24 protein-coding genes are annotated in these 26,947 nt (G+C 73.0%); 9 read left to right on the forward strand and 15 right to left on the reverse strand.

Going from position 1 to position 26,947, the window contains the following annotated elements; translation table 11 throughout:
• Positions 1 to 27: 27 nt before the first annotated feature.
• The gene (locus KV381_RS15975; protein WP_218785438.1) at positions 28 to 1,311 is read right to left on the reverse strand and encodes an MFS transporter; all 1,284 of its coding nucleotides are present in this window, start codon (positions 1,309 to 1,311) and stop codon (positions 28 to 30) included.
• Positions 1,312 to 1,375: 64 nt separating this feature from the next.
• Between KV381_RS15975 and KV381_RS15980 the strand changes: the two genes are divergently transcribed.
• The gene (locus KV381_RS15980) at positions 1,376 to 2,383 is read left to right on the forward strand and encodes a GlxA family transcriptional regulator (protein WP_230543864.1); all 1,008 of its coding nucleotides are present in this window, start codon (positions 1,376 to 1,378) and stop codon (positions 2,381 to 2,383) included.
• Positions 2,384 to 2,390: 7 nt separating this feature from the next.
• Here KV381_RS15980 and KV381_RS15985 read toward each other — a convergent pair whose 3' ends face one another.
• Both KV381_RS15985 and KV381_RS15990 read right to left on the reverse strand, forming a co-directional pair.
• A complete protein-coding gene (locus KV381_RS15985; RefSeq protein WP_218785440.1) occupies positions 2,391 to 3,848 on the reverse strand; it encodes an aldehyde dehydrogenase family protein in 1,458 nt (485 codons plus the stop codon).
• Between the two features lie 58 nt (positions 3,849 to 3,906).
• Positions 3,907 to 4,770, reverse strand: coding sequence for a helix-turn-helix transcriptional regulator (locus KV381_RS15990; protein WP_030087977.1), 864 nt, complete (start codon positions 4,768 to 4,770; stop codon positions 3,907 to 3,909).
• 357 nt (positions 4,771 to 5,127) lie between these two features.
• On the opposite strand from KV381_RS15990, the gene KV381_RS15995 reads away from it, so the two are divergent.
• Entirely contained in the window at positions 5,128 to 5,634 is a 507-nt protein-coding gene (locus KV381_RS15995) for an ATP-binding protein (RefSeq protein WP_030087980.1), read from the forward strand.
• Between the two features lie 37 nt (positions 5,635 to 5,671).
• Here KV381_RS15995 and KV381_RS16000 read toward each other — a convergent pair whose 3' ends face one another.
• Positions 5,672 to 5,914, reverse strand: a complete 243-nt coding sequence (locus KV381_RS16000) for a DUF397 domain-containing protein (protein ID WP_030087982.1) — start codon at positions 5,912 to 5,914, stop codon at positions 5,672 to 5,674.
• Between the two features lie 256 nt (positions 5,915 to 6,170).
• On the opposite strand from KV381_RS16000, the gene KV381_RS16005 reads away from it, so the two are divergent.
• Positions 6,171 to 6,683 carry a hypothetical protein gene (locus KV381_RS16005; RefSeq protein ID WP_030087984.1) on the forward strand — a complete coding sequence of 171 codons (513 nt, stop codon included), beginning with the start codon at positions 6,171 to 6,173 and terminating at the stop codon, positions 6,681 to 6,683.
• Between the two features lie 41 nt (positions 6,684 to 6,724).
• On the opposite strand, the gene KV381_RS16010 is transcribed toward KV381_RS16005, so the two are convergent.
• Genes KV381_RS16010 through KV381_RS16020 form a run of 3 tightly spaced genes read right to left on the reverse strand, consistent with a single transcriptional unit; the run spans position 6,725 to position 11,020 of the window.
• Positions 6,725 to 8,851 (reverse strand): FUSC family protein, encoded by a 2,127-nt coding sequence (locus KV381_RS16010; RefSeq protein ID WP_030087986.1) that lies wholly within the window; start codon positions 8,849 to 8,851, stop codon positions 6,725 to 6,727.
• A 38-nt stretch (positions 8,852 to 8,889) separates the two neighbouring features.
• On the reverse strand, positions 8,890 to 10,071 hold the full coding sequence (locus tag KV381_RS16015; RefSeq protein ID WP_030087988.1) for a DUF2786 domain-containing protein: 1,182 nt from the start codon (positions 10,069 to 10,071) through the stop codon (positions 8,890 to 8,892).
• A 34-nt stretch (positions 10,072 to 10,105) separates the two neighbouring features.
• Complete coding sequence (locus KV381_RS16020; protein WP_030087989.1) at positions 10,106 to 11,020, reverse strand: NADP-dependent oxidoreductase; 915 nt, start codon at positions 11,018 to 11,020, stop codon at positions 10,106 to 10,108.
• Between the two features lie 88 nt (positions 11,021 to 11,108).
• On the opposite strand from KV381_RS16020, the gene KV381_RS16025 reads away from it, so the two are divergent.
• The gene (locus KV381_RS16025; RefSeq protein ID WP_030087990.1) at positions 11,109 to 12,794 is read left to right on the forward strand and encodes a bifunctional 3'-5' exonuclease/DNA polymerase; all 1,686 of its coding nucleotides are present in this window, start codon (positions 11,109 to 11,111) and stop codon (positions 12,792 to 12,794) included.
• A gap of 47 nt (positions 12,795 to 12,841) precedes the next feature.
• On the opposite strand, the gene KV381_RS16030 is transcribed toward KV381_RS16025, so the two are convergent.
• The 4 genes from KV381_RS16030 to KV381_RS16045 all read right to left on the reverse strand — a co-directional run bounded on the left by KV381_RS16030 (position 12,842) and on the right by KV381_RS16045 (position 16,925).
• Entirely contained in the window at positions 12,842 to 13,741 is a 900-nt protein-coding gene (locus tag KV381_RS16030) for a hypothetical protein (protein WP_218785442.1), read from the reverse strand.
• Between the two features lie 96 nt (positions 13,742 to 13,837).
• Complete coding sequence (locus tag KV381_RS16035; protein ID WP_218785444.1) at positions 13,838 to 14,347, reverse strand: SigE family RNA polymerase sigma factor; 510 nt, start codon at positions 14,345 to 14,347, stop codon at positions 13,838 to 13,840.
• Positions 14,348 to 14,518: 171 nt separating this feature from the next.
• Positions 14,519 to 15,397 (reverse strand): carbohydrate-binding protein, encoded by an 879-nt coding sequence (locus KV381_RS16040; protein WP_218785446.1) that lies wholly within the window; start codon positions 15,395 to 15,397, stop codon positions 14,519 to 14,521.
• 148 nt (positions 15,398 to 15,545) lie between these two features.
• Entirely contained in the window at positions 15,546 to 16,925 is a 1,380-nt protein-coding gene (locus KV381_RS16045; protein ID WP_030625746.1) for an alpha-lytic protease prodomain-containing protein, read from the reverse strand.
• Between the two features lie 186 nt (positions 16,926 to 17,111).
• Between KV381_RS16045 and KV381_RS16050 the strand changes: the two genes are divergently transcribed.
• Positions 17,112 to 17,840 (forward strand): phosphotransferase, encoded by a 729-nt coding sequence (locus KV381_RS16050; RefSeq protein ID WP_218785448.1) that lies wholly within the window; start codon positions 17,112 to 17,114, stop codon positions 17,838 to 17,840.
• Between the two features lie 80 nt (positions 17,841 to 17,920).
• Here KV381_RS16050 and KV381_RS36495 read toward each other — a convergent pair whose 3' ends face one another.
• Both KV381_RS36495 and KV381_RS16060 read right to left on the reverse strand, forming a co-directional pair.
• Positions 17,921 to 18,271 carry a DUF3263 domain-containing protein gene (locus tag KV381_RS36495; RefSeq protein ID WP_098024159.1) on the reverse strand — a complete coding sequence of 117 codons (351 nt, stop codon included), beginning with the start codon at positions 18,269 to 18,271 and terminating at the stop codon, positions 17,921 to 17,923.
• A 44-nt stretch (positions 18,272 to 18,315) separates the two neighbouring features.
• The gene (locus KV381_RS16060; protein ID WP_098024138.1) at positions 18,316 to 19,593 is read right to left on the reverse strand and encodes an ABC transporter substrate-binding protein; all 1,278 of its coding nucleotides are present in this window, start codon (positions 19,591 to 19,593) and stop codon (positions 18,316 to 18,318) included.
• 432 nt (positions 19,594 to 20,025) lie between these two features.
• Between KV381_RS16060 and KV381_RS16065 the strand changes: the two genes are divergently transcribed.
• From KV381_RS16065 to KV381_RS16075, 3 genes are all read left to right on the forward strand, one after another.
• The gene (locus KV381_RS16065) at positions 20,026 to 20,919 is read left to right on the forward strand and encodes an ROK family protein (protein ID WP_230543875.1); all 894 of its coding nucleotides are present in this window, start codon (positions 20,026 to 20,028) and stop codon (positions 20,917 to 20,919) included.
• Positions 20,919 to 22,076 carry an N-acetylglucosamine-6-phosphate deacetylase gene (nagA, locus tag KV381_RS16070; protein WP_218785449.1) on the forward strand — a complete coding sequence of 386 codons (1,158 nt, stop codon included), beginning with the start codon at positions 20,919 to 20,921 and terminating at the stop codon, positions 22,074 to 22,076. Before KV381_RS16065 ends, nagA begins: the two co-directional genes overlap by 1 nt.
• Positions 22,077 to 22,267: 191 nt before the next feature.
• Positions 22,268 to 23,194: a 1-phosphofructokinase family hexose kinase gene (locus KV381_RS16075; RefSeq protein WP_218785451.1), complete on the forward strand. Its 927-nt coding sequence runs from the start codon at positions 22,268 to 22,270 to the stop codon at positions 23,192 to 23,194.
• Between the two features lie 68 nt (positions 23,195 to 23,262).
• Here KV381_RS16075 and KV381_RS16080 read toward each other — a convergent pair whose 3' ends face one another.
• Positions 23,263 to 24,273: a carbohydrate-binding protein gene (locus KV381_RS16080; protein WP_030088012.1), complete on the reverse strand. Its 1,011-nt coding sequence runs from the start codon at positions 24,271 to 24,273 to the stop codon at positions 23,263 to 23,265.
• Between the two features lie 144 nt (positions 24,274 to 24,417).
• Positions 24,418 to 26,076 (reverse strand): diguanylate cyclase CdgB, encoded by a 1,659-nt coding sequence (gene cdgB / locus KV381_RS16085; RefSeq protein WP_030625734.1) that lies wholly within the window; start codon positions 26,074 to 26,076, stop codon positions 24,418 to 24,420.
• A gap of 328 nt (positions 26,077 to 26,404) precedes the next feature.
• On the opposite strand from cdgB, the gene KV381_RS16090 reads away from it, so the two are divergent.
• Positions 26,405 to 26,911: a flavin reductase family protein gene (locus tag KV381_RS16090; protein WP_030625732.1), complete on the forward strand. Its 507-nt coding sequence runs from the start codon at positions 26,405 to 26,407 to the stop codon at positions 26,909 to 26,911.
• Positions 26,912 to 26,947 lie beyond the last annotated feature (36 nt).

Genomic DNA, 26,947 nt, shown 5'->3' on the forward strand with positions numbered 1-26,947 from the left:
ACACCCATCTTTCCTATTCAACTTTGACTAGGGTAGCCCGCCGGGCTCGCGCAGGGCGGGCCGGTGTGCCCTCACGCGCACGGCCGGAGCGAGCAGCGCCGCGACGAGGCAGCCGGCCGCCAGCGCCGCCCACACCACGTCGTACGTGCCGAACACGTCCCGTGCGGTGGCGCCGAGGAAGGCCGAGGCGCCCGCGCCCAGTTGGTGGGCCGCGTTCGTCCAGCCGAAGACGACCGGGCCGTCCGCCCCGTACACCCGGCGGGCCAGCTCGATGACGGGCGGCACGGTCGCGACGTCGACGAGGCCGTACACCGCCACGAACAGAAGCATCGGGGCCGTGACCGAGGAGGCGAACACGAGCGGCAGCGCGCGGACGGCGAAGCAGACGGTCAGCAGGCGGCGCGGGTCGAAGCGGTCGGTCAGCCAGCCGGCCAGCACCGCGCCGAGGGCGGAGAAGACCCCGACGAGCGACAGCAGCGAGGCCGCCGCCGTGGCCCGCATGCCGTGATCGTGCGCGGCGGGAGCCCAGTTGGACCACATGATGCCGTTGGTGGACGCCCCGCAGAGCGCGAACATCCCGGCCAGCAGCCAGAACGGGCCGCCGCGCGCCGCACGCGCGAGAACCTTCAGGGTGCGCATCGCCGCTCCGGGCGCCGGAGCCGGCCGCGGCACGAACTCCGGTGCCCCGTACGGCTCTACGCCCGCATCGGCCGGGTGGTCGCGCAGCAGCAGGAACACCGCGGCGGCGACCGCCAGGGCCACCAGCGCCAGCGTCACCACCGGCGGACGCCAGCCGAAGCGGTCGACGGACCAGGCCAGCAGCGGCAGGAAGAGCAACTGGCCCAGATGACTGGCGGAGCCGAGCGCACCGGTCACCAGACCACGCCGCCGGTCGAACCAGCGGGCGGTCACCCCGGCGGCGAAGGTCATGGTCAGACAGCCGCTGCCGAGGCCGATCAGCACGCCCCAGTACGCGACCAGCTGCCACGGCCGCGTCATCACCCCGGTGAGCAGCGCCCCCGCCGCGACCAGCAGCAGCGCGCCCACGACGACCCGGCGGGCCCCGATCCGGTCCATGAGCGCCGCCGCGAACGGGGCGGTGAGGCCGAAGAGCACCATGTTCACCGAGGCGGCGAGCGCGATCTGCCCGCGCTCCCAGGCGTACTCCTCGTGCAGGGGCGTCACCAGCAGGCCCGGCACGGTGGTGAACGCCCCGGCCGTGACGATGGCCGCGCCGGCGACGGCGGCCATCAGCCAGGCGCGGTGGACACGGGCGGGCCGGACGGACCGGACGGATGTCGAAGGGGCCATGCGGACAGCCTGGCGAGCGGGGGCCGCCGCCACGAGTGTCCTGATGGACCAGGTGCGCAAGGATATGGCCATGACCGTTTTCACCCACCCCGGCCGGCACCGGGTCGCCGTGCTCGCCCGCGAGGTCCTGCTCCCCATCGAGCTGGGCATCGTGCACCAGCTCTTCGGCCAGGCCCGGCACGGGGCCTCGGCGGACGGCGAGCCGCTGTACGAGGTCGCCACCTGCGCCCCGCGCCCCGGGGACGTCCGCACGGACGGCGACTTCACCGTGGCCGTCCCGCACGGGCCCGAGGCGCTGGCCGAGGCCGACACGGTGATCGTCCTGTCGTCGTACGAGGACTACGTCCAGGAGGAGCCGGTCCTCCCGGCCCCGCTGGCGGAGGCCTTCGCGCTGATCCGGCCCGGTGTGCGGATGGCCTCGATCTGCACCGGCGCGTTCGTGCTGGCCTCGGCCGGGCTGCTCGACGGGCACACGGCGACCACCCACTGGCGGTACACGGAGCTGTTCGCCCGGCTCTTCCCGCGGGTCGCCCTGGACCCGGACGTGCTCTACACCGACGGCGGGCCCGTGCTGACCTCGGCGGGCTGCGCCTCCGGCATCGACCTGTGCCTGCACATGATCCGGTGCGACCACGGCACGGCCGTCGCGAACGACGTGGCCCGGCGCACGGTCGTGCCGCCCCATCGCGAGGGCGGCCAGGCGCAGTTCATCCGGCGGCCGGTGCCCGAGCGGTCGGCTCCGGGGACCTCCGCGGCCCGCGACTGGGCGCTGCGGCGGCTCCAGGACCCGATCACCCTGGGGCAGCTGGCGGCCCGGGAGTCGATGAGCGTACGGCACTTCACCCGGCGGTTCCGGGAGGAGACGGGCCTGCCGCCGATGGCCTGGCTGACCCGGCAACGCATCGAACTGGCGCGGGAGTTGCTGGAGGAGTCGGACCTGCCCGTCGAGCAGGTGGCCGCCCGCGCCGGGCTCGGCACGGCGGCCAATCTGCGCCTTCACTTCCACGCGGCGCTGGGCGTCTCGCCGGGCGCCTACCGCACCACGTTCCGGGGCCCGGCACACCGGACATGACGGAGGGTCAGTACGGGAAGACCGAGCGGCCGTGCTGGATCGACATCCACCGCTGGGTGGTGAACGCCTCCACCGCCGCCTCACCGTTCAGCCGCCCCATCCCGGACGCCTTCTCGCCGCCGAACGCGACCAGCGGGTCGTCCTGGACGGTGGAGTCGTTGACGTGGAACATCCCGCTGTCGACCCGCCGCGCGAACCGCACCCCGCGCTCCGCGTCCCCGGTGTGGACGGCGCCGCTCAGTCCGTAGGGGCCGTCGTTGACGATGCGCACGGCCTCCTCCTCGCCGTCGAACGTCATCAGCAGGGCCACCGGGCCGAGGACCTCCTGCCGAAGCAGCGGGGAGTCCTCCGCGAGGCCGGTCAGAACGGTCGGGCCGACGACGTTGCCGACGGTCCGGCCCCGCACGAGCGCCGTCGCGCCGTCCGCGACCGCCCGGTCCACCAGGGCGTCCAGCGCGTCGGCCTGGAAGGCGTTGATGACAGGCCCGATGGTGGTCTCCGGATCCCTCGGATCGCCGGCCTTGAGGGCGGCCACCCGGGCGGTGAACTTCTCGGTGAACTCCGCCGCCACCGACCGGTCCACCAGGATGCGCGTGGCGGCCAGGCAGGTCTGGCCCTGGTAGACGAAGCGGCTGAAGAGAGCCGCCCGGACCGCGTGGTCGACGTCGGCGTCCGCCAGCACCACCAGGGCGCTGTTGCCGCCCAGTTCGAGGATGGTCCGTTTGAAGGCGCCGGCGGCGGTGGCGGCGATGTGGCGGCCGACCCGTTCGGATCCGCTGAACGAGATCACCTTGGGCACGGGGTGCTCGATGAACGCGTCGCCGATCTCGGCGCTGTCGGTGATGACGACGTTGAGCAGCCCGGCGGGCAGTCCCGCGTCCTCGAATATCTTCGCTATCAGCCCGCCGCCGACGATGGGCGCGTTCTGATGGGGTTTGACGACGACCGCGTTGCCGAGCGCCAGGGCGGGGGCGACGGACTTCATCGTCACCAGGAACGGGAAGTTGAAGGCGCTGATGACGCCCACGACGCCGACGGGCAGCCGGTAGAGCCGGTTCTCCCGGCCGTCGCCCACGGCGGGCAGCAGCCTTCCCGTGGGGCGCAGCGACTGGCGGACCGCCTCGCGCAGGAACTCCGACGCCGCGTGCACCTCGTGGGCCGCCCGCGACCGGATGCCGCCCAGTTCGTCGATGATCGCCTCGGCGATCTCCTCGGCGCGCTCCTCGGTGATCCGGAGCGCGCGTTCGATGACGGCACGCCGCTCGTACGGGTTGACGGCGGCCCATTCCCGCTGCGCGCGCTCGGCCGCCCGGTAGGCCCGGTCGACCTCCAGCGCGGTGGCCACGGTGACGGCGGCGAGTTTGTCGCCGTTGTAGGGATTGAAATCGATGATGTCCCACGAGCCGCTGCCGTTCAGCCACTCGCCGTCGATGTACTGGTGGGCCAGTTCATGGAAGAAGGACATGCAATCCCTTACTGCAGGCGTTCGCACACTCCTGATGCGACGTCATCGTACTGAGAATTTACGTCAGTTGGAGGAGCCCGCGCAGAAGATCCCGGCTCTCTTCCGGTGCGGGGCTCTCCTGGGCGAGGTCCGCCATGGCCTTTTCGTAGTGCGCGACTTCCTCGGGCTTGTCCAGATAGAGCGCGCTCGTCAGCTGCTCCAAATAGACAATGTCCGACAGATCGGATTCCGGGAATCGCAGCATCGTGAATGAGCCGCTCTCGCCCGCATGGCCGCCATGGCTGAAGGGCATGACCTGAAGCGTGATGTTCGGCTGCTCCGACATATCGATCAGATGCCGCAATTGGGCACGCATGACCTCGCGTTCGCCGTACGGACGGCGCAGCGCGGCTTCGTCGAGCACGGCGTGGAACGTCGGGGCGCGCTCCGAGACGAGGGCCTTCTGGCGCTCCAGCCGCAGGGCCACGCGGCGGTCGATCTCGGCGGGCGAGGCGCCGCGCATCCCGCGCGCGACGACGGCGTGGGCGTACGCCTCGGTCTGCAACAGGCCGTGCACGAACTGGACTTCGAAGGTACGGATGAGGGAGGCCGCACCCTCCAGACCGATGTACGTCTGGAACCAGCCGGGCAGTACATCGCCGTAACTGTGCCACCAGCCCGCCACGTTGGCCTCGCGCGCCAGGCCGAGAAGGGAGTCCCGCTCCGCCTCGTCCGCCACTCCGTAGAGCGTGAGCAGGTCCTCGACGTCCCTGGCCTTGAAGCTCACCCGTCCCAACTCCATGCGGCTGATCTTCGATTCGGAGGCCCGGATCGAGTAGCCGGCCGCCTCACGGGTGATTCCGCGCGACTCCCGCAGTCTCCTGAGCTGTGAGCCCAGGAGGATGCGCCGCACCACCGATCCACTCGACTCGCCTGCGGACACTGGTCCGACCCTCCCCATCGTGTACCTGGCACCCGGAGCCCCCCGGAACCCCGAGTGCCGGATTCTGCCACCAAAACGCTTCAGCCCGTACTCATTCGATTACGGAAATGGGAAGACGTCCAGAAAGCTCCGAAACTGACCCCGGGAAGAAATGCCCCAGAACCACCACGGTATCGGGCAGGTCCGGCGCGTGCACGTGCATCTGCCCTTGCATCTGCCCTGCGCATTCGGAACCATGGTCCTCGCGCACCTGCGTGCTCGTGTTGTGCCGCTGTACCCCCCGCAGTACCGCTACAGGCAGTGCCGCTACAGCCGCGAATCCCGGGAGTGCCTCGTATGGGGACGAATGGATCGACGATGCTCGAGCCGTTACGGCAGGGGCTTCCCCCCACCGACCCCTCAGGGGTTGCCGGATCGGCGTCCTGCGCTCTGCCCGCACGCTACGAAGCGGTCGGCGGCGCACGGAAGTTCACCCGGGCCACACTGGAGCGCTGGGAGCTGGGCGACCGTTTCGACGATGTCGCCCTGGTGGTGTCCGAACTCGTCACCAATGCCCTGCGCCACGCCCTGCCCGGTGATCCGCCGCGGGAATTCCAGGACCCGCCGGTGCGCCTGCACCTGATGCGCTGGACCTCACGACTGGTGTGCGCGGTGCGCGATCCCAGCCGGGAGAGCCCGGTGGCCGGCGAGGCGGCGGATTCCGCCGAATCGGGCCGCGGCCTGTTCCTGGTGGAATGCGTCAGCGACAGCTGGGGCTGGCACCCCTCCCCCGCACCGCTCGGGGAACTGCCTTCGGGACCGCTGTACGGCAAGGTGGTCTGGGCCCTTTTCCGGCTTCCGGAAAACCCGAAGTCGGGTTCCTAGGAACCCCGGTCCGGCCCGTCACGGGCCGGGCCCGGCGTCAGGCGCCGGTGGCGAGGTGGTCGAACTCGCCGTCCTTGACGCCCAGCAGCAGCGCCTCGATCTCCGCGGGTGTGTAGACGAGGGCGGGCCCGTCGGGGTGACGGGAGTTCCGCATCGCCACATCCCCTCCGGGCAGCCGCGCGAACTCCACGCAGGATCCCTGGGAGTTGCTGTGCCTGCTCTTCTGCCAGACGACTCCGCGAAGCTCTGTGGCCGCCATGCCGTTGTACACGTGGTGCACAGGACGCTCCCCGAGTTGCAAGGTGCAAGTGTCAACTAGCTCGGATCATAGCTCTGTTCATATGCCAATGCATGAGCAGATGCACGTGCACGCGGGGTGTTCCTTTGATTACAGGCTTTCCGCCCCTGGCGGCATCCTCCCGGAAGAGAGACGAACGGCACGCCTATTTCGCTCCCGCTTACCGGAGTTGATCCGTGCGGACCTTGGTAACGTGGCGCGGTCTTTCGACCGGAAATACAGCAAGGGGGAACTCCACGTGACCAGCTCTCTACGCACCGGCGCCGTCGTGGTCGCCGCTCTGGCCGCCGCACTGGCGCTGACCGCGTGCGGCAGCGACGACGACGCGGGCAAGGATTCCGGCGCGGACCCCGCGGCGAGCGCGACGCCCGGTGGCGGCGACAGCTCCGAGGAGTCCAAGGACGGCGGCACGGACGCCGCGGCGCTGGAGGGCACCTGGGTGGGGCTCACGGACGGCAAGAACGTCACCGTGTCCGTCGCCGCCCGCAAGGTCGCCCTCGTCGCCGACCAGTCCGTGTGCCAGGGCGATGTGAAGGACATGGGCGGCGAGCCGATGCTGGCGCTGACGTGCACCGGCGGCTCCACCGACCGCACGATGGGCGCGATCGACTCCGTCGACGGCTCGAAGCTGGTCGTCTCGTGGGACGGCGGCACCAAGGACACCCTCACCAAGGCCGAGCCGGGCAAGCTGCCGAGCGGGATGCCCTCGCTTCCCGACCTCTCGGACCTGCCCGAGGTGCCCGCCCCGTAAGGACCGTGGCCACCCGGGTCAGCAGCACGCTCGCCGCTCTCTCAGCTCTCGGCGAGCGTGCTGCTGACCCGGGTGGAGCCGCCCCGCTCGTCCAGGGCGCGGGTGAACTCCTCCAGCGCGTCCAGCAGCAGCGCCGCGCCCCGGCGCACCACCGGGTCGCCCACCGGCGTCGTGCCGTCCTCCGTCGGTGTGGGCATGTCCCAGTGGGCCACCGCGTCCACCACCGGCTGCCAGTCGGGCAGCCGCCGCTCCCGTACCGCCTTGGCGCCCTTCTCGGTGGCCCGGCGCAACGCCTCGGCCAGTTCGGCGGCGCCGGGCACCGGGTCGGCCGACCGGGCCGGGAGGTGGGCCTCCAGCACCATCGCGGACCGTCCGAGCTGGGCCAGCGCGTGCTGGGCGTCGGTGGCGGCGGCCCGGGAGATGCCCCGGTGGCGTACGGGTTCGTGCTGGGCGGTCGCCAGCGCCTCCTGCCACGCCACACGGGCCTCGCGGGTGGCGATCAGGGCGTCCCGGACGTCCTCGTCGTCGCGGTCGGCGGGGTCCGCGTACCGGTCGACGACGGCGGCCGCGTACCGCCCGTCCGCCACCAGCCACTCGGCCAGCCGGTTGCGCAGCCGCGGAGTCTCCCAGGCCGGGTAGACGGCGTACGAGAGCATCGCGAGGAGTCCGCCGACGAGCGTCAGCACGATGCGTTCGGTGACGGTCTGGGACCAGTCGTCGCCGGCCATGCCGAGCAGGAAGACGACGTACGCGGCGACGCAGACCTGGCCGACCGCGTAGCCGGTGCGCATCAGCAGATACATCAGCCCGGCGCAGATCACCGCGAGGAGCGCGGAGAGCCGGGCGTCGGGGTGGGCGGTCTGCACGACGGCGGTGGCGAGCCCGACGCCGACCAGGGTGCCGCCGAAGCGGCCGGCGGCACGGGCGTACGTCTGCGAGAACTCCGGCCGCATCACCATGACGGCGGTCATCGGCGCCCAGTAGCCGTGCCCGAGCGGTACGGCCTCGCCGACGAAGTACCCGGAGACGGCGACCACCGCGACCCGGATGGCGTGCCGCATGATCGGCGAGCCGTGGTGCAGCTCGCGGCGCATCGAGGCCAGCACCACCGGGATCAGCTTCAGCAGGGTCGGCCGGTGCCGGGTGTCCGGGGCGAGGTCCGTGGGGATCCCGCTGTCGGTGCCGGTGCCCTCCGCGATCTCCAGGACGTCGTCGAGCAGGGCGGAGAGCCGGTCGGCGGCGCGGCGGGCGGGGCCGACGAGGATCACGTCGTTGTCGGGGGTCTTCAGGACGCCCAGGTCGGTGGCGGAGAGATGGACGGGCTCGCCGTGCCGGACGGCCCGCGCGGCGGCGTCCAGCACCGATCCGGCCGCGCCCAGCAGCTCGTTCACCCAGAGCCGTTCCAGACCGTCGCCGGGCACCCCCATCGCCGGGTCCGCGAGCGAGGCGAGCACCGGGCGCAGCCGCTCGGCGACGCCCCGCGCCCCGTGCAGTTCGGCGGGGCGGCGGCGGGCCTGGCGCGGGGTGACGGCGGCGGCGCTGCGGGCGGTCATCAGGGGCAGCGGGTCGAAGGGGGCGACCGGGTCGTTCCGCAGCCGACGGGCGTAGTCGGCCTCGGCGGCCAGCGCGTCGGCGAGCGCGTCGCGCTGGGCGCCCCATCTGCGGACCGGGAAGAGGACGATCAGCGCCGCCTGTACGAAGCCGCCGACGGCGATCATCCCGGCGTGGGCGGCGGCGTCCACGACCGAGGTGGGCAGGGTGATCGTGACCAGCATGATCGCGACGTTGGACGAGGCGATGATGCCGCCCGTGGGCCCGGCCGCCCAGGCGAGCCCGGCGAGGAAGGTCCAGGCGCCGAGCAGACAGAGGAAGAGGACGACGTGCGCGCCGCTGACGTAGCCGACGAACGTCGAGACGGCGAGGCTGGCGCCGGAGACCAGGGCGAGGACCGGGCGCGGGCGCCAGCTGCGCTGGAAGGTGGCGATGGCCGCCTGGAACGCGCCGAACGCGGAGCTCGCCGCGATCTCCGGCCCGAACAGCAGGAGGCTCGTGCCGATGACGAGGGCGAGACCGGCCGCACCGCGGAAGGCGATGAGGGGTTCCAGCCTCTGCCGCTCGATCTCCAGCCCCGAGCGGGCGGTCTCCTTCAGCGCCCGGAGCCAGCTCATGGGCCGAGCCTAACCGGGCGATACCGGACAAGCTCGACTTATGGCTTGATTGCGCGGTCGGGTCGGGGTGACGCGCCGCCTCTCCCGCCGCCCATGCGGGCCCGGTCGGCGGCCTCGGTGCCGTGCGTCCAGCCGTCCAGGTCGCTCACGCCCCGGACCCGGGCGGTCGTGGTCCTCGGGAACATCCGCCCGGCGGTGTCGGTGACCGCGACATCCCGGGCGGCGAGGACGGGAAGCAGCCCGCCGCCCTGATCGGTGTCGGATCCGGCCGCTGCCGTGACCCGCTCGGCGCCGTCGGCCAGCCGGCGGCCGAGCCGCTGCGCGTACCCCATCAGGAAGGCCTGCCGGAAGGTCTTGGTCCGCTTACGTCCTCCGGCCCGCTGTCCGGCCTCCGCGCGGGTCATCGCGGCCGTCCCCTGGACGAGCAGCGAGGTGAACAGCAGCTCCACGGCCTCCAGGTCCGGATCGAAGCCGACGACCGTGGTGAAGCCGAGGTCCTCGTTCCACACGGCCCGGCAGCGGTTCGCGGAGGCGACGGCGTCGAGCAGGATCGCCTTGGCGCTCTCGTACGGGGGCTCCACCCCGATCCGGCAGGCGCCCGGCGTCTCGCGGCTGTGCGTCCGGGCGGCGAGCAGGGCCTCGTCGATGCTGTGCCGGGCCATCAGCTCCTGCGCCTTGGTGGTCAGCGCCTCGGCCTCCTCCGGGAAGCCGGTCGCCTCGGCCTTCGCCAGCAGCGCCCGGATCCGGGTGAGCATGCGGGGCTCGTCGGCGGCGGGCGGCCGGTGCAGGTCGTCGGCGACCGTGCCGGGCGGCGGCCCCACCGGCTCGATGGCGGGCAGCCGCAGCAGCAGCCGGTACAGCTCCAGCAGATCGGCGGCGTAGGAGAACCGGTCGGGCCGGTTGCGGGGCGCGGGCGGCGGAAGCTCGGCGAGCTGCTGGGGCCAGCGGGGCGGCAGCTCCGCGTACCGGGCGGTCTCGGCGGCGATCAGGGCCGCGGCCAGCGCCGCCCGCCGCTCGTCCAGCTCCCGGCGCACGCACCGGATCAGGTCGGCCGGCTGCCAGCCCCGGTCCCAGGCCCGGCGGACGAACTCCTCGCCGCGCCGGTGCGCCGCGTCGTCGGCGTCCGGGGCGGCGGCGAGCAGGGACGCGCCGGTGTCCAGGGCGGCGTCGCCCTCCGCGTAGAGAGCCGCCGCGCACGCCCGGTCGATCACCGATTCCATCCGGCCAAGGGTAGGCGCACCGCCCGGCCGCCCCTTACGGCAGCAGCACCAGCTTGCCCCGCACATGGCCGCCCTCGCTCAGGGCGTGGGCGCTCGCGGCGTCGGCGAGCGGGAAGACCTGGGCGATCTCCACCCGCAGCTCACCCGTGGCCGCCAGCCGGGCGCTCTCCGCGAGGCGTTCGGCCGAGGGCGGACCGCCGCCCGGGGAGAAGGCGACGCCCAGCTCGGCCGCGTCCCCGTCGGCGATGGTGACGATCCGGTCCGTGGTGCCGCCGCGCAGCTCGATCGAGGCGGGCAGCGCGCCGCGCCCCGACGCGTCGAACACCGCGTCCACCCCCTCCGGGGCCAGCTCCCGCACCCGCTCGACCAGCCCGTCCCCGTACGCCACCGGGACCGCGCCCAGCACCCGCAGATAGTCGTGGTTGGCCGGGGACGCGGTGCCGATGACGGTCGCGCCGCGGGCCGTCGCGAGCTGTACGGCGGCGGAGCCGACGCCGCCGCCCGCCCCGTGCAGGAGCAGCGTCTCGCCCTCGGCCAGCGCCAGTTCGTCCAGGACCCGGGACGCGGTGTCGGTCGCGACGGGCAGCGCCGCGGCCTGCTCCCAGGACAGCCCCTCGGGCTTCCGGGCGAGGGCGGCGGCCTCGGCCAGCGCCTCGGTGGCGTAGGAGCCGGTGGCGCTCCAGCCGAGGACCTCGTCACCGGGGGCGAACGCGGTGACGCCCTCCCCCGTCTCCTGGACCACCCCGGCGAACTCGGCGCCGGGCGTGGCGGGCAGCGGGGTGGGGAAGACGCCCTCCATCCAGCCGTTCCGGATCTTGTGGTCGAGCGGGTTCACCCCGGCCGCCCGCACGGCGACCCGGACCTGGCCGGGGCCGGGGCGCGGCGGGTCGAGCCGGGCCAGATGCAGGACGTCGGGGCCGCCGAACTCCTCGTACACGATCGCTTCCATGAGGCGATCCTCGGCGCTGCGGAGCCCGGCGGCCAGTCGGCGGCCCGCTTCCGGGGCACTGTCAGTGGCGGGTGCCAGACTCGCCCCCATGACCGGACGGTGGGCGGTGGCGGCCGAGGACGGGGGCGGGGCGCTGCTCGCGCCGCTGGGGCGGGACGGCACGCCCGCCGGTCCGGTCGTCGCCGAGCCCGATCTCGTCGAGGCGGTCCGCTCCCGCCCCGATGTGGTGCGCTGGGTGTGGCGGTCGACCGCCGAGATCTACCCCCGGCTGCTGGCCGCCGGGGTCCGGGTCGAGCGGTGTTACGACATCGAGTGCGCCGAGCTGCTGCTGCTCGGGCACGCCGGGCGGCTGGGCGAGCCCCGGTCGGCGGCCGCCGCGCTGGCCCGGCTGGACAACGGTCCGGTGCCGCCGGACCCGCCCACCCGGTCCGCCGAACCGGGCGCGCAGTCCTCCCTCTTCGAGCCGTCGTCGGGGACCGGGGTGCCGTTCGAGGGGCTGCTGCGGGTCTACGCGGACCAGCTGCGCCGCCATGACACGGCGGAGCACCCGGACCGGATGCGGCTGCTGACCGCGTCGGAGTCGGCGGGGATGCTGGTGGCCGCCGAGATGCACCGGGCGGGGCTGCCCTGGCGCGCCGACGTCCACCAGGAGCTGCTGAACGGACTGCTGGGCGAGCGGTACGCGGGCGGCGGCGAGCCCCGCAGACTCGCCGAGCTGGCGGACGAGGTGTCGGCGGCGTTCGGCAGACGGGTGCGCCCGGATCTGCCGGCCGATGTGGTGAAGGCGTTCACGCAGGCCGGGATCCCGGTGAAGTCGACCCGGCGGTGGGAGCTGGAAGGGCTGGACCATCCGGCGGTCGAGCCGCTGATCGCGTACAAGAAGCTGTACCGGATCTGGACGGCGCACGGCTGGTCCTGGCTCCAGGACTGGGTGCGCGAGGGCCGTTTCCGCCCGGAGTACCAGCCGGGCGGCACGGTCAGCGGCCGCTGGACGACCAACGGCGGCGGGGCCCTGCAGATCCCCAAGGTGATACGGCAGGCCGTCGTCGCCGACGAGGGGTGGCGGCTCGTCGTCGCGGACGCCGACCAGATGGAGCCCCGGGTGCTGGCGGCGATCTCCCGCGACCGGGGCCTGATGGAGGTGGCCGGCCATGACGGCGACCTCTACAAGGCCCTGTCCGACCGGGCGTTCTCCGGCGACCGCGAGCACGCCAAGCTGGCGCTGCTCGGGGCGATCTACGGCCAGACCTCCGGCGACGGCCTGAAGAACCTGGCCGCCCTGCGCCGCCGCTTCCCGCTCGCCGTCGCCTATGTCGACGACGCGGCGCGGGCGGGCGAGGAGGGGCGGGTGGTGCGGACCTGGCTGGGCCGGACCAGCCCGCCGGTCGCGCTGGCCGGCCAGGACGAGGAGGCGGGCATCCCGCAGGAGGATCCGGAGGACGACCGGGGCGCCGGAGCCGGGTCCGGCGGCGGTACGGCACGGGCCCGGGGCCGCTTCACCCGTAACTTCGTGGTGCAGGGCAGTGCGGCCGACTGGGCGCTGCTGCTCCTGGCCGCCCTGCGCCGGACGCTCTTCGAGCAGGGGCTGCGGGCGCGGTTGGTGTTCTTCCAGCACGACGAGGTGATCGTGCACTGCCCGGCCGAGGAGACCGCGGCCGTCGCCGAGGCGATCCGCGCGGCGGGCGAGCTGGCCGGGCGGACCGCCTTCGGGGAGACTCCGGTGCGCTTCCCCTTCACCACGGCGGTGGTGGAGCGCTACTCGGACGCCAAGTGACCCGCGGTGGCGCGGCTTCCCGGGCCGCCGCGCCACCGGCCCGCGGTCTACCGCTGCTGGAGCTTCGGCCATTCCGGGCTGAGCACCAGGGCGATGAGCTGGTCCATGGTGAGCGCGGGCTCCGGGCGGGTGGCGGTGCTCGACTGCTCGCCGGAGTTGAAGGCGGAGACGAAGACCCGCATGCCGTCGGGGCGCATGGAGTCGGCCGTCCACATGACGACCCCCGCGCCGCCCTTCTCACCGGGCGTCTTCGAGGTGGCGAGCAGGGTGCCGTCGGGCCGGGTGGTCGCGTCGCGGTACAGATCGTCGGCGACGTCCCGCATGTCCGGCTGCACATTGATCTGCACGAGGGAGCGGCCCTTGCCGTCGTCGACGACGACCGCGGCGAACTCGCCGCCGCTGTCCGTCTCGTCGCTCACGGTCAGTCCCTCGGTGAGCAGGGCGCGGAAGGTCGGCATCAGCAGCGTGTAGTCGAGCGGCGGCGCCGGAACCCCGGCGTCGTGCGTCCCGCGCGAGGCCGGGTCCGGCGAGGGCTCGCCGGTGCGCGAACCGCCCGTGACGGCGGAGGTGGCCGCCGGTGCGTCCGAGGGCGAAGGGTCGGCCGTCGCGGCGTCGGTGGGCGCGGCCGTCGGCGTGGGTGCGGCGGCGTCCGTGGGGGCGGCCGAGGGGGTGGGCGTCTGCACGACCGGGCCGCTGCTCGCGACGTTCGCCCCGTCGCCGGAAGGACGCAGCTGCCCGGTGGCGAAGGTGACCCCCCCGCCGATGAGCGCGAGGGTCAGCACGCTTCCGGCCACGGCGGCGGTCCGGCGGCGACGCACGGTGCGCCGGCCCTTTTCCAGCGCGCCGTCCACCAGGGCGGCACGGCCGGACAGCTCGAAGGTCTCTCCGGCACGGCGGAGCTCCGTACCGAGGCTGTCCTCGAACGGCAGCTCGTCTTCACTGGGCATGGGGAACCACCACTTCTCGTTCGGAGTATTCGGGGGCAATTCGGGGGTGTTCGACAGTTGACGGCCCGCGGGGGCCGGTCGGGCAGGAGGCCGAAGTCAGCGGGCGGCGAACTCCGCGATGCTGCCGCCCAGTTGCCCCCGCAGCCGCCCGAGCGCCCGCACACAGCGGGTCCGTACGGCAGCGGGGCTGACCTGGAGGGCGGCGGCGGTCTCCTCGATACTCCGGTCCTCCCAGTACCGCAGCACCACGACCGCGCGGTCCTTGGGCGCCAGTTGGGAGAGGGCCTGGAGCAGCGTCATCCGCAGCGCCGGGTCGTCGGGGTCCACCGGAGCGCCGTCGGGCAGTTCGGCCAGCGGGCGTTCGCTCGCGGAGCGCCGTCGCCGGTGGGTCAGAAAGGTCCGCACGAGCACGGTCTGCGCGTACGCCGCCGGGTTGTCGATCCGGCGGGCCCGGCCCCACAGCACGTACATCCGGCTCAGCGTCTCCTGCACCAGATCCTCGGCGAGATGCACATCGCCACTGGTCAACAGGCAGGCCGAGCGGAACAGATGGCCGGCCCGGCCGGCCGCGAACACCCGGTACTCCTCGGTGCGCGACGCCCTCATACCCTCCCCCGTCCACCCATCCGTTCCGCCCTTCCACCTGTATGACGCGACGGGTCCGGGCAAATGTTTCGGACGGTCCGGGAAAACTTTCCGGCACGGAAAAGCGCCCCGTTCACGCGCCGGACGGCGTGAACGGGGCGCGGGCGGTGGTGCGCGCTCGCTGTTCCTCGTCTACCCGCGTTCCCACAACGCGGGGACGTTCGGCGGCTCCCAGCCCGAGACGGCCTGGTGTGCCTGCAGACAGCGGTAGGCGACCCCGCCGTAGGTCACGCGGTCGCCCGCGCGGTAGGAGGTGCCGGAGGCCCAGCTGGTCCCCGGCTCGGTGGGCGGATCGGTGGGCGGATCGGTCGGGCCGGGCGTCTGGGCGACGTCCAGGACGAAGTCGAAGGTGCCCTGGCGCCCGTTCCCGACGCTGCGGACGTTCATCAGCAGCTCCGGGTCGAACAGGGCGTCGGTGTTGTTGCGCGGCTCGTCCGGGAAGTAGAGCTGGGTGGTGAGGATGCGGCCGCCGGGCGCCTGCGCCTTCACATGGATGTGGCGCGTCCGGCCCGGGTAGAGGCCCGGCACGATCGTGGTGAGGCTGAACGACCCGTCCGTTCCGGTGAACTGGTGACCGCGGAAGGCGAACCGGGCTATGTCGTACGCCCCGTTGGCGTCCGCCTGCCAGAAGTCGAGCAGCGCCCCGGAGATGGGCCGGCAGGCCCGGCCGAAGACATAGCCGCTCACGGTGAGCGGTACGCCGGGCGTGCCCGGGGTCACCAGGCTGGTGCGGCGCGGCGAGTTGGGCTTGAAGTACGGCCCCTCCATCTGCGGCGGCGTCGTGTCGTCGCCGTCGTCGCACTCCGGGGTCGGGGCCAGGGGCCCGTTCCCGGTGGAGGCGGCGTCGCGGGCGAGGGCGACGCCTCCTCCGGCGAGCAGGGGTGCGGCGCTCGCGACGAGCGCGGCCTTCAGGAGACCTTTGCGGCTGATCCGCCGCCGGTCGCCCGACGCCTCGTCGGAGGCGTCGGGGTCGTGGGGGGTGGCGTTGCCGTTGTCCTTTTGTGGGGTCATGACGTTTCCTCGGAGTCCTCGGTGGGCCTCGGCGCGGGGAGGCGGGAGGCGGAGGTTCAGGAGGTTCGGTGGCGCGGGACGGTCGGTGGCCGGTCCGGGTACGGGTGTCGGCGAGCGACACCCGTACGGGCGGCCGGGGCGGCGGCGGTCAGATCCGCTGCCAGAGCGCCGGAACGGCCGCGGGGGTCCAGCCGGGCTGGGCCGTGTGCGCCTGGAGGCAGCGGTAGGTCGCTCCGCCGTACGTCACCGTGGCTCCGGCGGCGTACGCGGTGCCGGCCGCCCAGGTGCCGCCCGGCGGGTCGGTGGGCGGGTCGGTCGGCGGCGTGGTGGGCGGGTCGGTGGGCGTACCGCTGGTGACCAGGGTCAGCCCGTACGCCTGGAGCAGCGGGTTGAGCGGCTGGAAGTACGTCGTACCGCCGGACGAGCAGTTGCCCGAGCCGCCGGAGGTGACGCCTTGCGCCTGGTTGCCGGAGATGTACGAGCCGCCGGAGTCGCCCGGCTCCGCGCAGACGCTGGTGCGGGTCACGCCGGAGATGGTGCCCTCCGGGTAGGTGACGCTGGTGTTGAGCTGCTGGATGGTGCCGCAGTGCCAGCCCGTGGTGGAGCCGGAGCGGCAGACCGAGGCGCCGACGACGGACGCGGTGGATCCGGCGACGGTGACGTCGCCCCGCCCGTAGCCGTTGACCAGCGGACGCGGGGTCCAGTTGGCGTTGGTGGCGACCCAGGCGTAGTCGCGGCCGGGGAAGGTGGAGCCCTGGAAGGTGCCCTGGGCCTGCTGGTTGAAGCCGTTGGTGGTGGTGCCGACCCGCCCGCAGTGGCCCGCCGTGGCGAAGCCGTTCTGGGTGCCGCGCTTCACCGGGAAGCCGATGGAACAGCGGCCGGAGCCGTTCATGTAGTACGCGTCGCCGCCCCGCAGGTCCGCGAGGGCGCGCGGCTGTTCGGCGGACCGGGCGACGGTGACCGGGCCGCTGTCGACCCCGGCGGTCCTGAGGAACGCCGCTCCGGCCGCGGTGCTCGCGGCGTTCACGACGACCCGGTTGGCCTCGACGTCGACGTACCAGACGGGCACGTCCTTCGGAGCCTTGCGCAGCGCGGCCCGGTCGAGGGCCTCCTTGACGCCTTCGAGCCGGTCCAGGCTGTGGCCGACGACCTCGGCCTTCGCCCCGGCCTCGGTGATCCGGGCGGTCTGGGAGGCGTCGGTGGTGGCGACGGTCAGGGCCGCCTTCGCACCGCTGACCCGGGCTCCGGCGTAGCTGGCGCCGAGGGACTTCTCCAGACCGGCGGCGACGGCGGCGGCGCGGTACTCGTTGGCTATCCGGCCGCGCGCGTCGTCCGCGTCCAGACCGAGGTCGCGCTCCATGGCGGCCAGCAGTCCGGGCGACAGGCTGTCGGCGGAAACCGGCGCGGCGGTGGTGCCCGCGGGGCCGGCGGACGCCACACCGGTCAGCCCGGCGAGGGCGAGCGCGCCCACGGCCACCGTGGCGGTGCCGGCGACGAGGGCGCGTCTGCGGAGCGTGGTTCTCTCCACGTAACTCTCCTTGGTTCAGGGGGTGTCCGGGTCCGGTGGGGGTTGGTCCGGACCAGGGAATTGCCGAAACCGTAGCGGCGGTGACACCCGGCGCAGGAGATCCCGTTCACCCCCCTCCCCCGGCGTTATGGGGCGAAGCCGGAAGCCGTCTCCCTTTCGGCGGGGCGCCCGGGTAGGTTCGCCCTCATGCACACAGGGCAACTTCTGGGCTCGGGACGCACCGCCGACGTGTACGCACTCGACGGCTCCTGGGTCCTTCGCCGTTACCGGGACCGCACCGACACCACGGAGGAGCTGGCCGTGATGTCGTACGTGGGCGCCTTCGGGTTTCCCGTACCGCGCATCGGCCCGCCCGCCGAGGGCGCCCGCCCCACGGACCTGGTGCTCCAGCGGCTGACCGGCCCGACCCTGGCCGAGGCCCTGCTGGCGGGGCGGGTGGAGGCGGCCGAGGCGGGCGCGCTGCTCGCCCGGCTGCTGCGTGACCTGCACGCCATACCGCCCCGGGTCTCGGCGAACCCGGAGGACTGTGTGCTCCACCTGGACCTGCATCCGGAGAACGTGGTGCTGACGGCGGAGGGCGCGGTGGTGATCGACTGGTCCACCGCGGCGGAGGGCCCGCCCGGCCTCGACCGCGCGATGTCGGCGCTGACCCTGGCCCGGATCGCGCTCGACCCGTCGCTCCCGGCCGGGGCGGACGTACGGCCGCTGCTGACGGCACTCCTGGCGGAACTCTCCGACGACGGCGGCGCGTCGGCCACCGACCTGACCCTGGCCTGCACCCGCCAGCAGCGGAACCCCCACCTGACCGAAGCCGAACGCGACCGCCTGGACCGAGCGGTGGACCTGGTGCTGGACACCTCAAGCTCTTCCGGCCCCGGAAGCCCCTCCGACCCCTCAAGCCCTTCCGGCGCTTGAGGAGCGGGGGCCCGGCCCATCAAGCCCCTCCGGCGATTGAGGAGCGGGGGTCCGGGGGCGGAGCCCCCGAAAGCCCGGCCTCAGCGCCGCCCGCGCCGCGCGTCCCGCACCCGCCGCAACCGGTTCACCGTGACCGGATCCACCCGCAACGCCCGCTCGTCCTCGATCAACGCGTTGAGAAGCTGGAAGTACCGCACCGGCGACATCCCCAGCTCCTCCCGGATCGCCCGCTCCTTCGCCCCGGGCCCCGCCCAGGACCGCCGCTCCAGGGCCAGCAGCGCCCGCTCCCGTACGGACAGCTCGTCCGCACCGGCCACGGGCACGGCGGACGATTCCCCGGCCGGAGAATCCACGGCCGGGGAATCGGACTGCTCGGAGCCGGCGGGGGCAGGGCCGGGGTCGGGGTCAGGAGCAGGGCCGGAGGCGGTCATATCAACCAACCTAACGCCCACCCCCGACACCGGCCGCCCGGCGGCTACTCGGCGGCCTCGGCCCGCGTCGCCTCGGCGGCTATCTCCCCGAGGATGCTCTCGGGGTTGCTGCCCGGAGCGACCGCGCCGCCGATCTTCTTCTTGATCGCGTCGCTGACGGTGGCCCAGGACGTCTTGCCGAACGGGGGCAGCGTCGAGTTGGGCAGCGCGGCAAGGAACTCGTGCAGCTTCTTGTGCTTCTTGTCGGTCTCCATCGCGGCGGAGGCGCTGCCGGTCACCGGGAGCAGGTCGTACTCCTCGGCGAACTCCAGCACGTTCTCGTCGGAGTAGGCATAGTCGAGGAACTTGCCGATCTCCTGGCGGTGGCCGTTCTGCTTGAAGCCCATCATCCAGTCGGCGACGCCCATGGAGCCCGTGGTCGGGCCGTCGGAGCCGGGCAGCGGCACCATGCCGACCTTGACTCCCTTGGCCTCGGCCTCGTCCATCAGGGTGGGGTGGCCGTTGAGCATGCCGACCTTGCCCGCGGTGAACGCCTCGAACGCCTTCGCCCGGTCCAGCTTGCCGGGCTCGACCGGCCCGGTGAGGCCCTTGCCGACGAGGTTGTCCCGCAGCCAGCGGAACGTGGCGACGTTCTCGGCCGAGTCGATGTCGTACGAGCCGACGTCGTCGGTGTAGCCGCCGTTGCCGCTGAGCAGCCACATCAGGGTCTCGGCCTGGGCCTCCTCCTGGCCGAGCGGCAGTGCGAAGGGGTAGTCGACGCCCTTCGCCTTGAGCGCGGTGGCGTCGCTCTGGATGTCCTCCCAGGTCTCGGGGGCGTCCAGGCCGGCCTGGTCGAAGAGCTTCTGGTTGTAGAAGAGCAGCCGGGTGCTGGCGACGAAGGGCAGGCCGTAGAGCGTGCCGTTGACCTTGCCCGCGTCGGTGAGCGACGGGAGGAAGTTCGCCGCGGTGCGGATGGCGAGCGTCTCGTCGGCGGTGTAGAGCTTGCCCGCCTTGGCGTAGTCCGCGTACGCGCCGATCTGGGCGATGTCCGGGGCGTTGCCCGCCTTGACCATCTCGGCGACCTCGCGGTCGACGTCCTTCCACGACAGGACGGTGACATCGACCTTGATGCCGGGGTTTTCCTTCTCGAAGCCCGACGCGACCCCGCTCCAGTACTTCTCGGAGCTGTTCTCCGGGCCGGTGCCGTAGTCCGCGGCGACCAGCTTGAGCGTGACGTCGCCCGAGCCGGTGTCACCGCCGCAGCCCGACAACGTTGCCGTCATTCCCAGCGCGGCCACCACCGCGGTCAGACCCAAAAAGCGCCGCTGCACAGCCTCGCCCATCCTCATTGTTTTTCAGCCATCGCGCGGACGGTGCGTCGGCGTCGCCGGCGGCCCCCTGTCCGGCCGCGGCACTGCCCCCTGTCCGACACCGTCCGGACGAACTGCGATTTTCCCCCATTGCCGAACCAGCGGTCTACACCACCGGAGTATCGCTTCGGCAACGTATATCGGCCCCGCAAACCACAACTGGCTTGCAGGTACTGGCAGTCGGGACCCCCTCCCCGTATCTTGGTCCAGACCTTTGGTCCGGATTCACCCCGATCCGAGTTGCCCATTAGTCGCTTTACGGCACAAAAAGGTCCACCTTCACGCGTTCATCATTTTGTATGCGTCCGCAACAAACCGCGCTAGTGGACTAGACCTTTTGGGGGTCGGCGGGCGAAACTGTCTTCCGTGAGACATGTCATCGCCCTCGATGTGGGCGGCACCGGAATGAAGGCCGCACTGGTCGGGACCGACGGCACCCTCCTCCACGAGGCGCGGCGGGCCACCGGCCGGGAGCGCGGCGCCGACGCGGTCGTCGAGTCGATCCTCGCGTTCGCGGCGGAACTGCGCGCCCACGGCGAGGAGCACCTCGGCGAGAGCGCCGTAGCCGCCGGGGTCGCCGTGCCCGGCATCGTCGACGCCGAGAAGGGCATCGCGGTGTACGCCGCGAACCTGGGCTGGCGCGACGTACCGCTGCGCGCCCTGCTCTCCGAGCGGCTGGGCGCCATCCCGGTCGCCCTCGGTCACGACGTCCGTACCGGCGGGCTCGCCGAGGGCCGGATCGGGGCCGGGCACGGCGCGGACCGCTTCTTCTTCGTCCCGCTGGGCACCGGCATCGCCGGGGCGATCGGCATCGCGGGCGTCATCGAGGCGGGCGCCCACGGGTACGCGGGCGAGATCGGCCACATCGTGGTCCGCCCGGACGGCCCCGACTGCGGCTGCGGCCAGCGCGGCTGCCTGGAGACGCTGGCCTCCGCCGCCGCGGTGACCCGGGCCTGGGCCGCCGCCTCCGGCGACCCCGGTGCGGACGCCGCGGACTGCGCGAAGGCCGTCGAGTCCGGCGACCCGGCGGCGATCCGGGTCTGGCAGGACGCGATCGACGCGCTCGCCGCCGGTCTCGTCACCGCGCTCACCCTCCTCGACCCCGGCACGCTCATCATCGGTGGCGGTCTCGCCGAAGCCGGGGAAACCTTGTTCACACCACTGCGTGCGGCCGTCGAGGAACGGATCACGTTCCAGAAGCTGCCCCACATCGTCCCGGCGGCCCTCGGGGACACCGCCGGATGCCTGGGCGCGGGGCTGCTCGCCTGGGATCTACTCTCCACGGAGGTTTCCGCCTGATGGCCGGACGCGCAGCAGACAGCACCGTTCTCGCCGGCGCCCGGGTGGTGCTCCCCACCGGCACCGTCGAGGACGGCCGGGTGACCGTCGAGGGCACCCGGATCGCCGCCACCGCACCGGAGGGCGCCCGGACCATCGATCTCGGCGGCCACTGGGTGGTCCCCGGCTTCGTGGACATGCACAACCACGGCGGCGGCGGGGCGTCCTTCACCTCCGGCACCGTGGACGAGGTGCTCACCGGCATCCGTACGCACCGCGAGCACGGCACCACCACGATGGTCGCCTCCACCGTCACCGGCGAGATGGACTTCCTCGCCCGGCGCGCGGGCGTCCTGTCCGAGCTGGTCGAGCAGGGCGACCTGGCCGGGATCCACTTCGAGGGCCCCTTCATCTCGCCGTGCCGCAAGGGCGCCCACAGCGAGGAGCTGCTGCGCGACCCGGACCCGGCCGAGGTCCGCAAGCTGCTGGACGCCGCGCGCGGCACCGCCCGGATGTTCACCCTCGCCACCGAACTGCCCGGCGGCATCGACTCGGTGCGGCTGCTCGCCGAGCACGGGGTCATCGCCGCGGTCGGCCACACGGACGCGACGTACGAGCAGACCGTCGAGGCCATCGACGCGGGCGCGACCGTCGCCACGCACCTGTTCAACGCGATGCCGCCGCTCGCCCACCGCGAGCCCGGCCCGATCGCCGCGCTGCTGGAGGACGACCGGATCACCGTCGAGCTGATCAACGACGGCACGCATCTGCACCCGGCCGTCCTGGAGCTGGCCTACCGCCACAAGGGCGCGGGCCGCGTCGCGCTGATCACCGACGCGATGGACGCCGCCGGCTTCGGCGACGGCTCCTACGACCTCGGGCCGCTCGCGGTCGAGGTCAAGGACGGCGTCGCCCGGCTGGTGGAGGGCGGCTCGATCGCCGGCTCCACACTCACCCTGGACACCGCGTTCCGCCGGGCCGTCACCCTCGACCGGATCCCCGTCGAGGACGTCGTCCGGTCCATCTCCGCCAACCCGGCCCGGCTGCTCGGCATCTACGACCGGGTCGGCTCGCTGGACCCGGGCAAGGACGCCGACCTGGTCGTCCTCGACGAGGACTTCGTCCTCAAGGGCGTCATGCGCCGGGGCGAGTGGATCATCGAGCCGAAGACGGCCTGAGGCCGGCCGCCGGACCGCACGAGGCACGTAACGCACGAGGCACGTAACGCAGAGATGGCGGTCGGCCCGCGGGACTGGGCCGACCGCCACCGCTTTGACATGATCATCGGAATCGCGCGCCACAAGCCGGGCGCACGCACCGCTGGGGCCGACACCGCTGGGGCCCCGCACCGAGGGAGGGGCCGGCAGAGATGATCCTGACCGTCACTCTGAACACCGCGCTCGACGTGACGTACACCGTCGACGCGCTCGTCCCGCACGGCAGCCACCGCGTCGGCGAGGTCATCGAACGCCCCGGCGGCAAGGGCCTCAACGTCGCCCGGGTGCTCGGGGCGCTGGGCCACGACAGCGTCGTCACCGGCTTCGTCGGCGGAGCGACCGGCACCGTCCTGCGCGACCTCCTCGCCCCGCTCCCGCCGCGCGACGCCCTCGTCGAGGTCGCCGGGAACACCCGCCGCACCCTCGCGATCACCGACCGCTCGACCGGCGACACCACCCAGCTCAACGAGCCCGGACCGCAGGTGAGCCCCGCCGAATGGGCCGCCTTCCTGCGGACGTACGAGGACCTGCTCGCCGGGGCCGACGCGGTCGCGCTCTGCGGTTCCCTGCCGCCCGGCATCCATGTCGGGGCGTACGCCGAGCTGGTCCGGATCGCCCGCGCCGCCGCCGTACCCGTGCTCCTGGACACCAGCGGCGAACCACTGCGCCGGGGCATCGCCGCCCGCCCCGACCTGGTCAAGCCGAACGCGGAGGAGCTGGCCCGGCTGACCGGCTCCCGCGAACCGCTGCGCGCGGCGGGCGACGCCCGCCGTCGCGGGGCGCACGCCGTGGTCGCCTCGCTCGGCCCGGAGGGCGTCCTCGCGCTCACCCCGGACGGCGTCTGGCGGGCCGCCCCGCCCGCCCCCGTACGCGGCAACCCGACCGGCGCGGGCGACTCGGCGGTGGCCGGGCTGCTCTCCGCCCTGGCCGAGGGCCTCGACTGGCCGCGGCGGCTGGCCCGGGCGGTGGCCCTGTCGACGGCGACGGTGTTGGCGCCGGCGGCGGGCGAGTTCGACGCGGCGGCCTACGCGGAACTGCTGCCGCTCGTCACGGTGGAGCCGCACGTCCCGGCCCCCTGACCACCCCGGACACGCCGACGCCCCGACCACCGGGACGGTGATCGGGGCGTGCGCGGAGGGAGCGGCCGTCAGCCGTTCTTCTTGATGTGGCCCGCCTTCAGCTCCAGCTGGTCGAGGTTGGCGTCGCACTCGTCGCCTTCCTCGCAGGACAGCTTGAGGGTATTGCTGCCCTTGTCGAGCTGGACGTACGCGTAGGTGTTCGTCCAGCCCTTCTCCAGGTCGCCCTCTTCGGCGTTGGCGAAGTTCTTCATGTTGATGGAGCGCGGCTCCTGCGCGTTGACCGTCAGGGTCGTCTTCGCGTCCTTGCCGGGCACGCCGTAGGTCACGTACAGGGTGTACGCGCCGGCCTCGGGAACCTCGACCGTCCAGGTGGCCGAGCGGCCGACCTCGTTGAGGTTGATGTAGTTGCCGTTCGCGCCCTTGGCGCCCTTGACCGTGGAGTCCAGGGCCGCCGTGCCGCCCAGCGTCAGCGTCGCCGCGTCCTGCTTCGGCAGCTCGACCGGCTTGGGGGTCTCCTTCGGCTTCTCCTCCGGCTTCTCGGACTCCTCGACCTGGCCCGCCGAGCCCTGCGAGGAGGACGCCTCGTCCTTCTTGTCGTCCTTGTCGCCGTCGTCGCCCGTGAGCAGGGCGGCGCCGATGCCGATGAGGACGACCGCGACCACGGCGACCGCCGCGATCAGGAGCGCCTTCGTGTTCGGACCGCCGCGGCCCGGGCCGCCGCCGTGACCGCCCTGGGCCGGGGGCTGCCCGTGGGACGCCCCGCCGGGGTAGGTCTCGGGGGCCGCGTACTGCGGGTTCGGCCGGTTGTACTGCTGCGCGGGCTGGCCGTAGGCCTGCTGGGGCGGGTAGCCGTACCCGCCCTGCTGCTGCGGCACCTGCTGCTGGCCGTACTGGCGCTCACCGACGGCACGCACCTGGTTGTAGGACGTTCTGGGCACGCCCGGCTGGGCGGCCGGACCCGGGTAGCCGTAGCCGCCCTGGCCGGGCGCCTGGGCGCCTGCCGCCTGTCCGTCCGCGTACAGATAGCCGAACGGATCGTCGTCCTCGGGCTTGCTCGCGCCGTTGTTTCCGGCCGTCATCCCTGGGTCACTCCTCACCATGTCGCCAGCCGTCGCCGACCGGCCGAGCCTACCTCGAACGGAGCAGGCCCCGAATTGCGCTCATCGACCCGGACGGCCGCCGGGGAACGGGTACGGGGTAGGGGGAGAAACGGGTCGTGAACGTCATCCGGCTCTGCGGTGAACCTTCGACCGGGACCGCTTTTCCACGTACATCCGCTGGTCGGCGGAGCGCAGGACCTCTTCCACGGTCATTCCGCACTCGGCCCAGCCGATGCCGAAACTCGCTCCGACCCGGACCGCCCGGCCGTCGACCCTTATGGGCGGAATGATGGCATTTCTCAGGCGAACGGCCAGGTCAGCGGCGTCCGCCGCCCCGAGGCCGTCGGCGAGGACGACGAATTCGTCACCTCCGAGCCGGGCGACGGTGTCACCGTCCCGCACGCAGGCGCTCAGCCGCCGGGCGACCTCGATCAGCACGGCGTCGCCGGTGTGGTGCCCGAAGCGGTCGTTGATGGACTTGAAGCCGTCGAGGTCGCAGAAGAGGACCGCGAGCCCCTTCGTCCCGTCGTCGTGCGCCGGGTCCGGGGCCACCGTGTGCACGTGGTGGTCGAAGGGCCCGCCGCCGGGGACCACCTCGCCCTCGTAGCCGTCAGCCTGATAGCCGTGGGTGAGGGACGACTCGACGTCTCCGTACGCCGCGTCCAGCGCCTCGATCGCGGTCGCGGCCGGGGAGGAGTGCGGCCGCTCGCAGATCCGGGCGGAGAGCCGCGACTTCAGCTCGGCGCTGTTGGGCAGCCCGGTCAGCGCGTCGTGCGAGGCGCGGTGGGCGAGGTTCAGCTCGTGGCGCTTGCGCTCCTCGATGTCCTCGACATGGGTGAGCAGGAAGCGCGGCCCGTCGGCGGTGTCCGCGACGACGGAGTTGCGCAGCGAAACCCAGAGATAGGTGCCGTCCCGGCGGCTGAGGCGCAGTTCGGCCCGGCCGCCCTCGGCCGAGGTGCGCAGCAGGGTGCCGATGTCCTCGGGGTGGACCAGGTCGGCGAAGGAGTAGCGGCGCATCACGGAGGCCGGGCGGTTCAGCAGCCGGCACAGGGCGTCGTTGGTGCGCAGCAGCCTGCCCTGCTGGTCGCCGCCCATCTCGGCGATGGCCATGCCGCTGGGCGCGTACTCGAAGGCCTGCCGGAAGGACTCCTCGCTGGCCCGCAGCGCCTGCTGTTCCCGCTCCAGGCGGACCAGGGCGCGCTGCATGTTGGCCCGCAGGCGGGCGTTGCTGATCGCGATGGCGGCCTGGGAGGCGTACATCTGGAGCGCCTCGCGCCCCCATGCGCCGGGGCGGCGCCCGTTGCGCGGCCGGTCGACGGATATGACCCCGAGGAGGTCCCGGCCGCCCGCGGAGGCGTACATCGGGGCGTAGAGCCGGTCCAGCGGGTGCCACTCGTCCTCGAACCGGGGCTCGGGCCCCTCGGTGTGCCACTGCGGTACGTCGTCGTCGAGGAGGACCCAGCCCTCGGTGTGCGGGATGAACCGCAGCTGGTCCCAGGCCTGGCCCATGGAGAGCCGGCGCTCCCAGGACTCGCGGGAGCCGACGCGGCCGGTGATCAGGGCCTCGGCGGCGGCATTGCCCGCGAAGGCGGCGATGACGAGGTCGCCGTCCGGCCGGACCAGGTTGACGCAGCCCAGCTCGTAACCGAGGCCCGAGACGATCCCGTCGGCCACGGTCTGGAGCGTGTCCGCCAGGCTGCGGGCCGTGTTGAGATCGGCGACGGCCTGATGCAGCTGCCGCATGGTCGCCAGGCGGACGTACGGCTCCGACTCGGCCTCCATCGCTCGCACCCCCGGGACCTCGACAGCAACTCCAGGTTTCCTATCGACGTACTTGTCGCAGTGTCACGGCCACTGAATCACAGTGAGCTGTGCACCCGGTACACAGGGTCAGCAGAAAATGGACTCTGTGACTCAAGTCACAACAGATGATCATGATATGTCGGTGACTCCCGGCGACGGCGATCGTTCCGGGGCGTACGACCCGGTCCTAGGACCGGCCTGGTCCCCTGGCCCGATGCGACCGTCCGGCGCCCGCGGTTAGCGTCGGAGTGTGCTCCCCACCAAGCCCCCCGCCCCGCGCCCCGAGTCCATCCCCCATGCTGAGGGGGTGAGCAACGACGAGTTCCGCGCCGCACTCGCGCGGCTGGCCGCCGGGGTGGTGCTGATCACCGCCCAGGAACCGCCCCTCGACGAGGACGGCCACGGCGAGGACGTGGGGATGACGGCGACCGCCTTCATGTCCGTGTCCCTGGAACCGCCCCTGGTGATGGTGAGCCTGCGCAACGGCTCCCGGATGGACGACCTGCTGGACGAGCAGCCGCTGTGGGCGGTCTCCGTGCTGGCCGCGAGCCAGCGGCACATCGCGGGCCGGTTCGCCATGAAGGGCCGGATCAGCGACCGGCTGCTGTTCGAGGACGTCCCGTACGTACGGGGCGAGGTGACGCACGCACCGCTGATCGGCGGGGCGCTGGCGACCCTGGAGTGCCGCACCGAGCAGCGCGTCGTGGCCGGGGACCACACCCTGGTGATCGGCCGGGTGCTGACGGCGAACCTGCCGAGCGCGGAGGGCGAACCGCTGACGTACTTCAAGGGGCGCTACCGCCGGCTGGGCTGACGGCGGTTCCGGTTCCGGTTCCGGTTACGCGCACCG

Source organism: Streptomyces sp. WY228 (genome assembly GCF_019287315.1).
Classification (GTDB): domain Bacteria; phylum Actinomycetota; class Actinomycetes; order Streptomycetales; family Streptomycetaceae; genus Streptomyces; species Streptomyces caviscabies.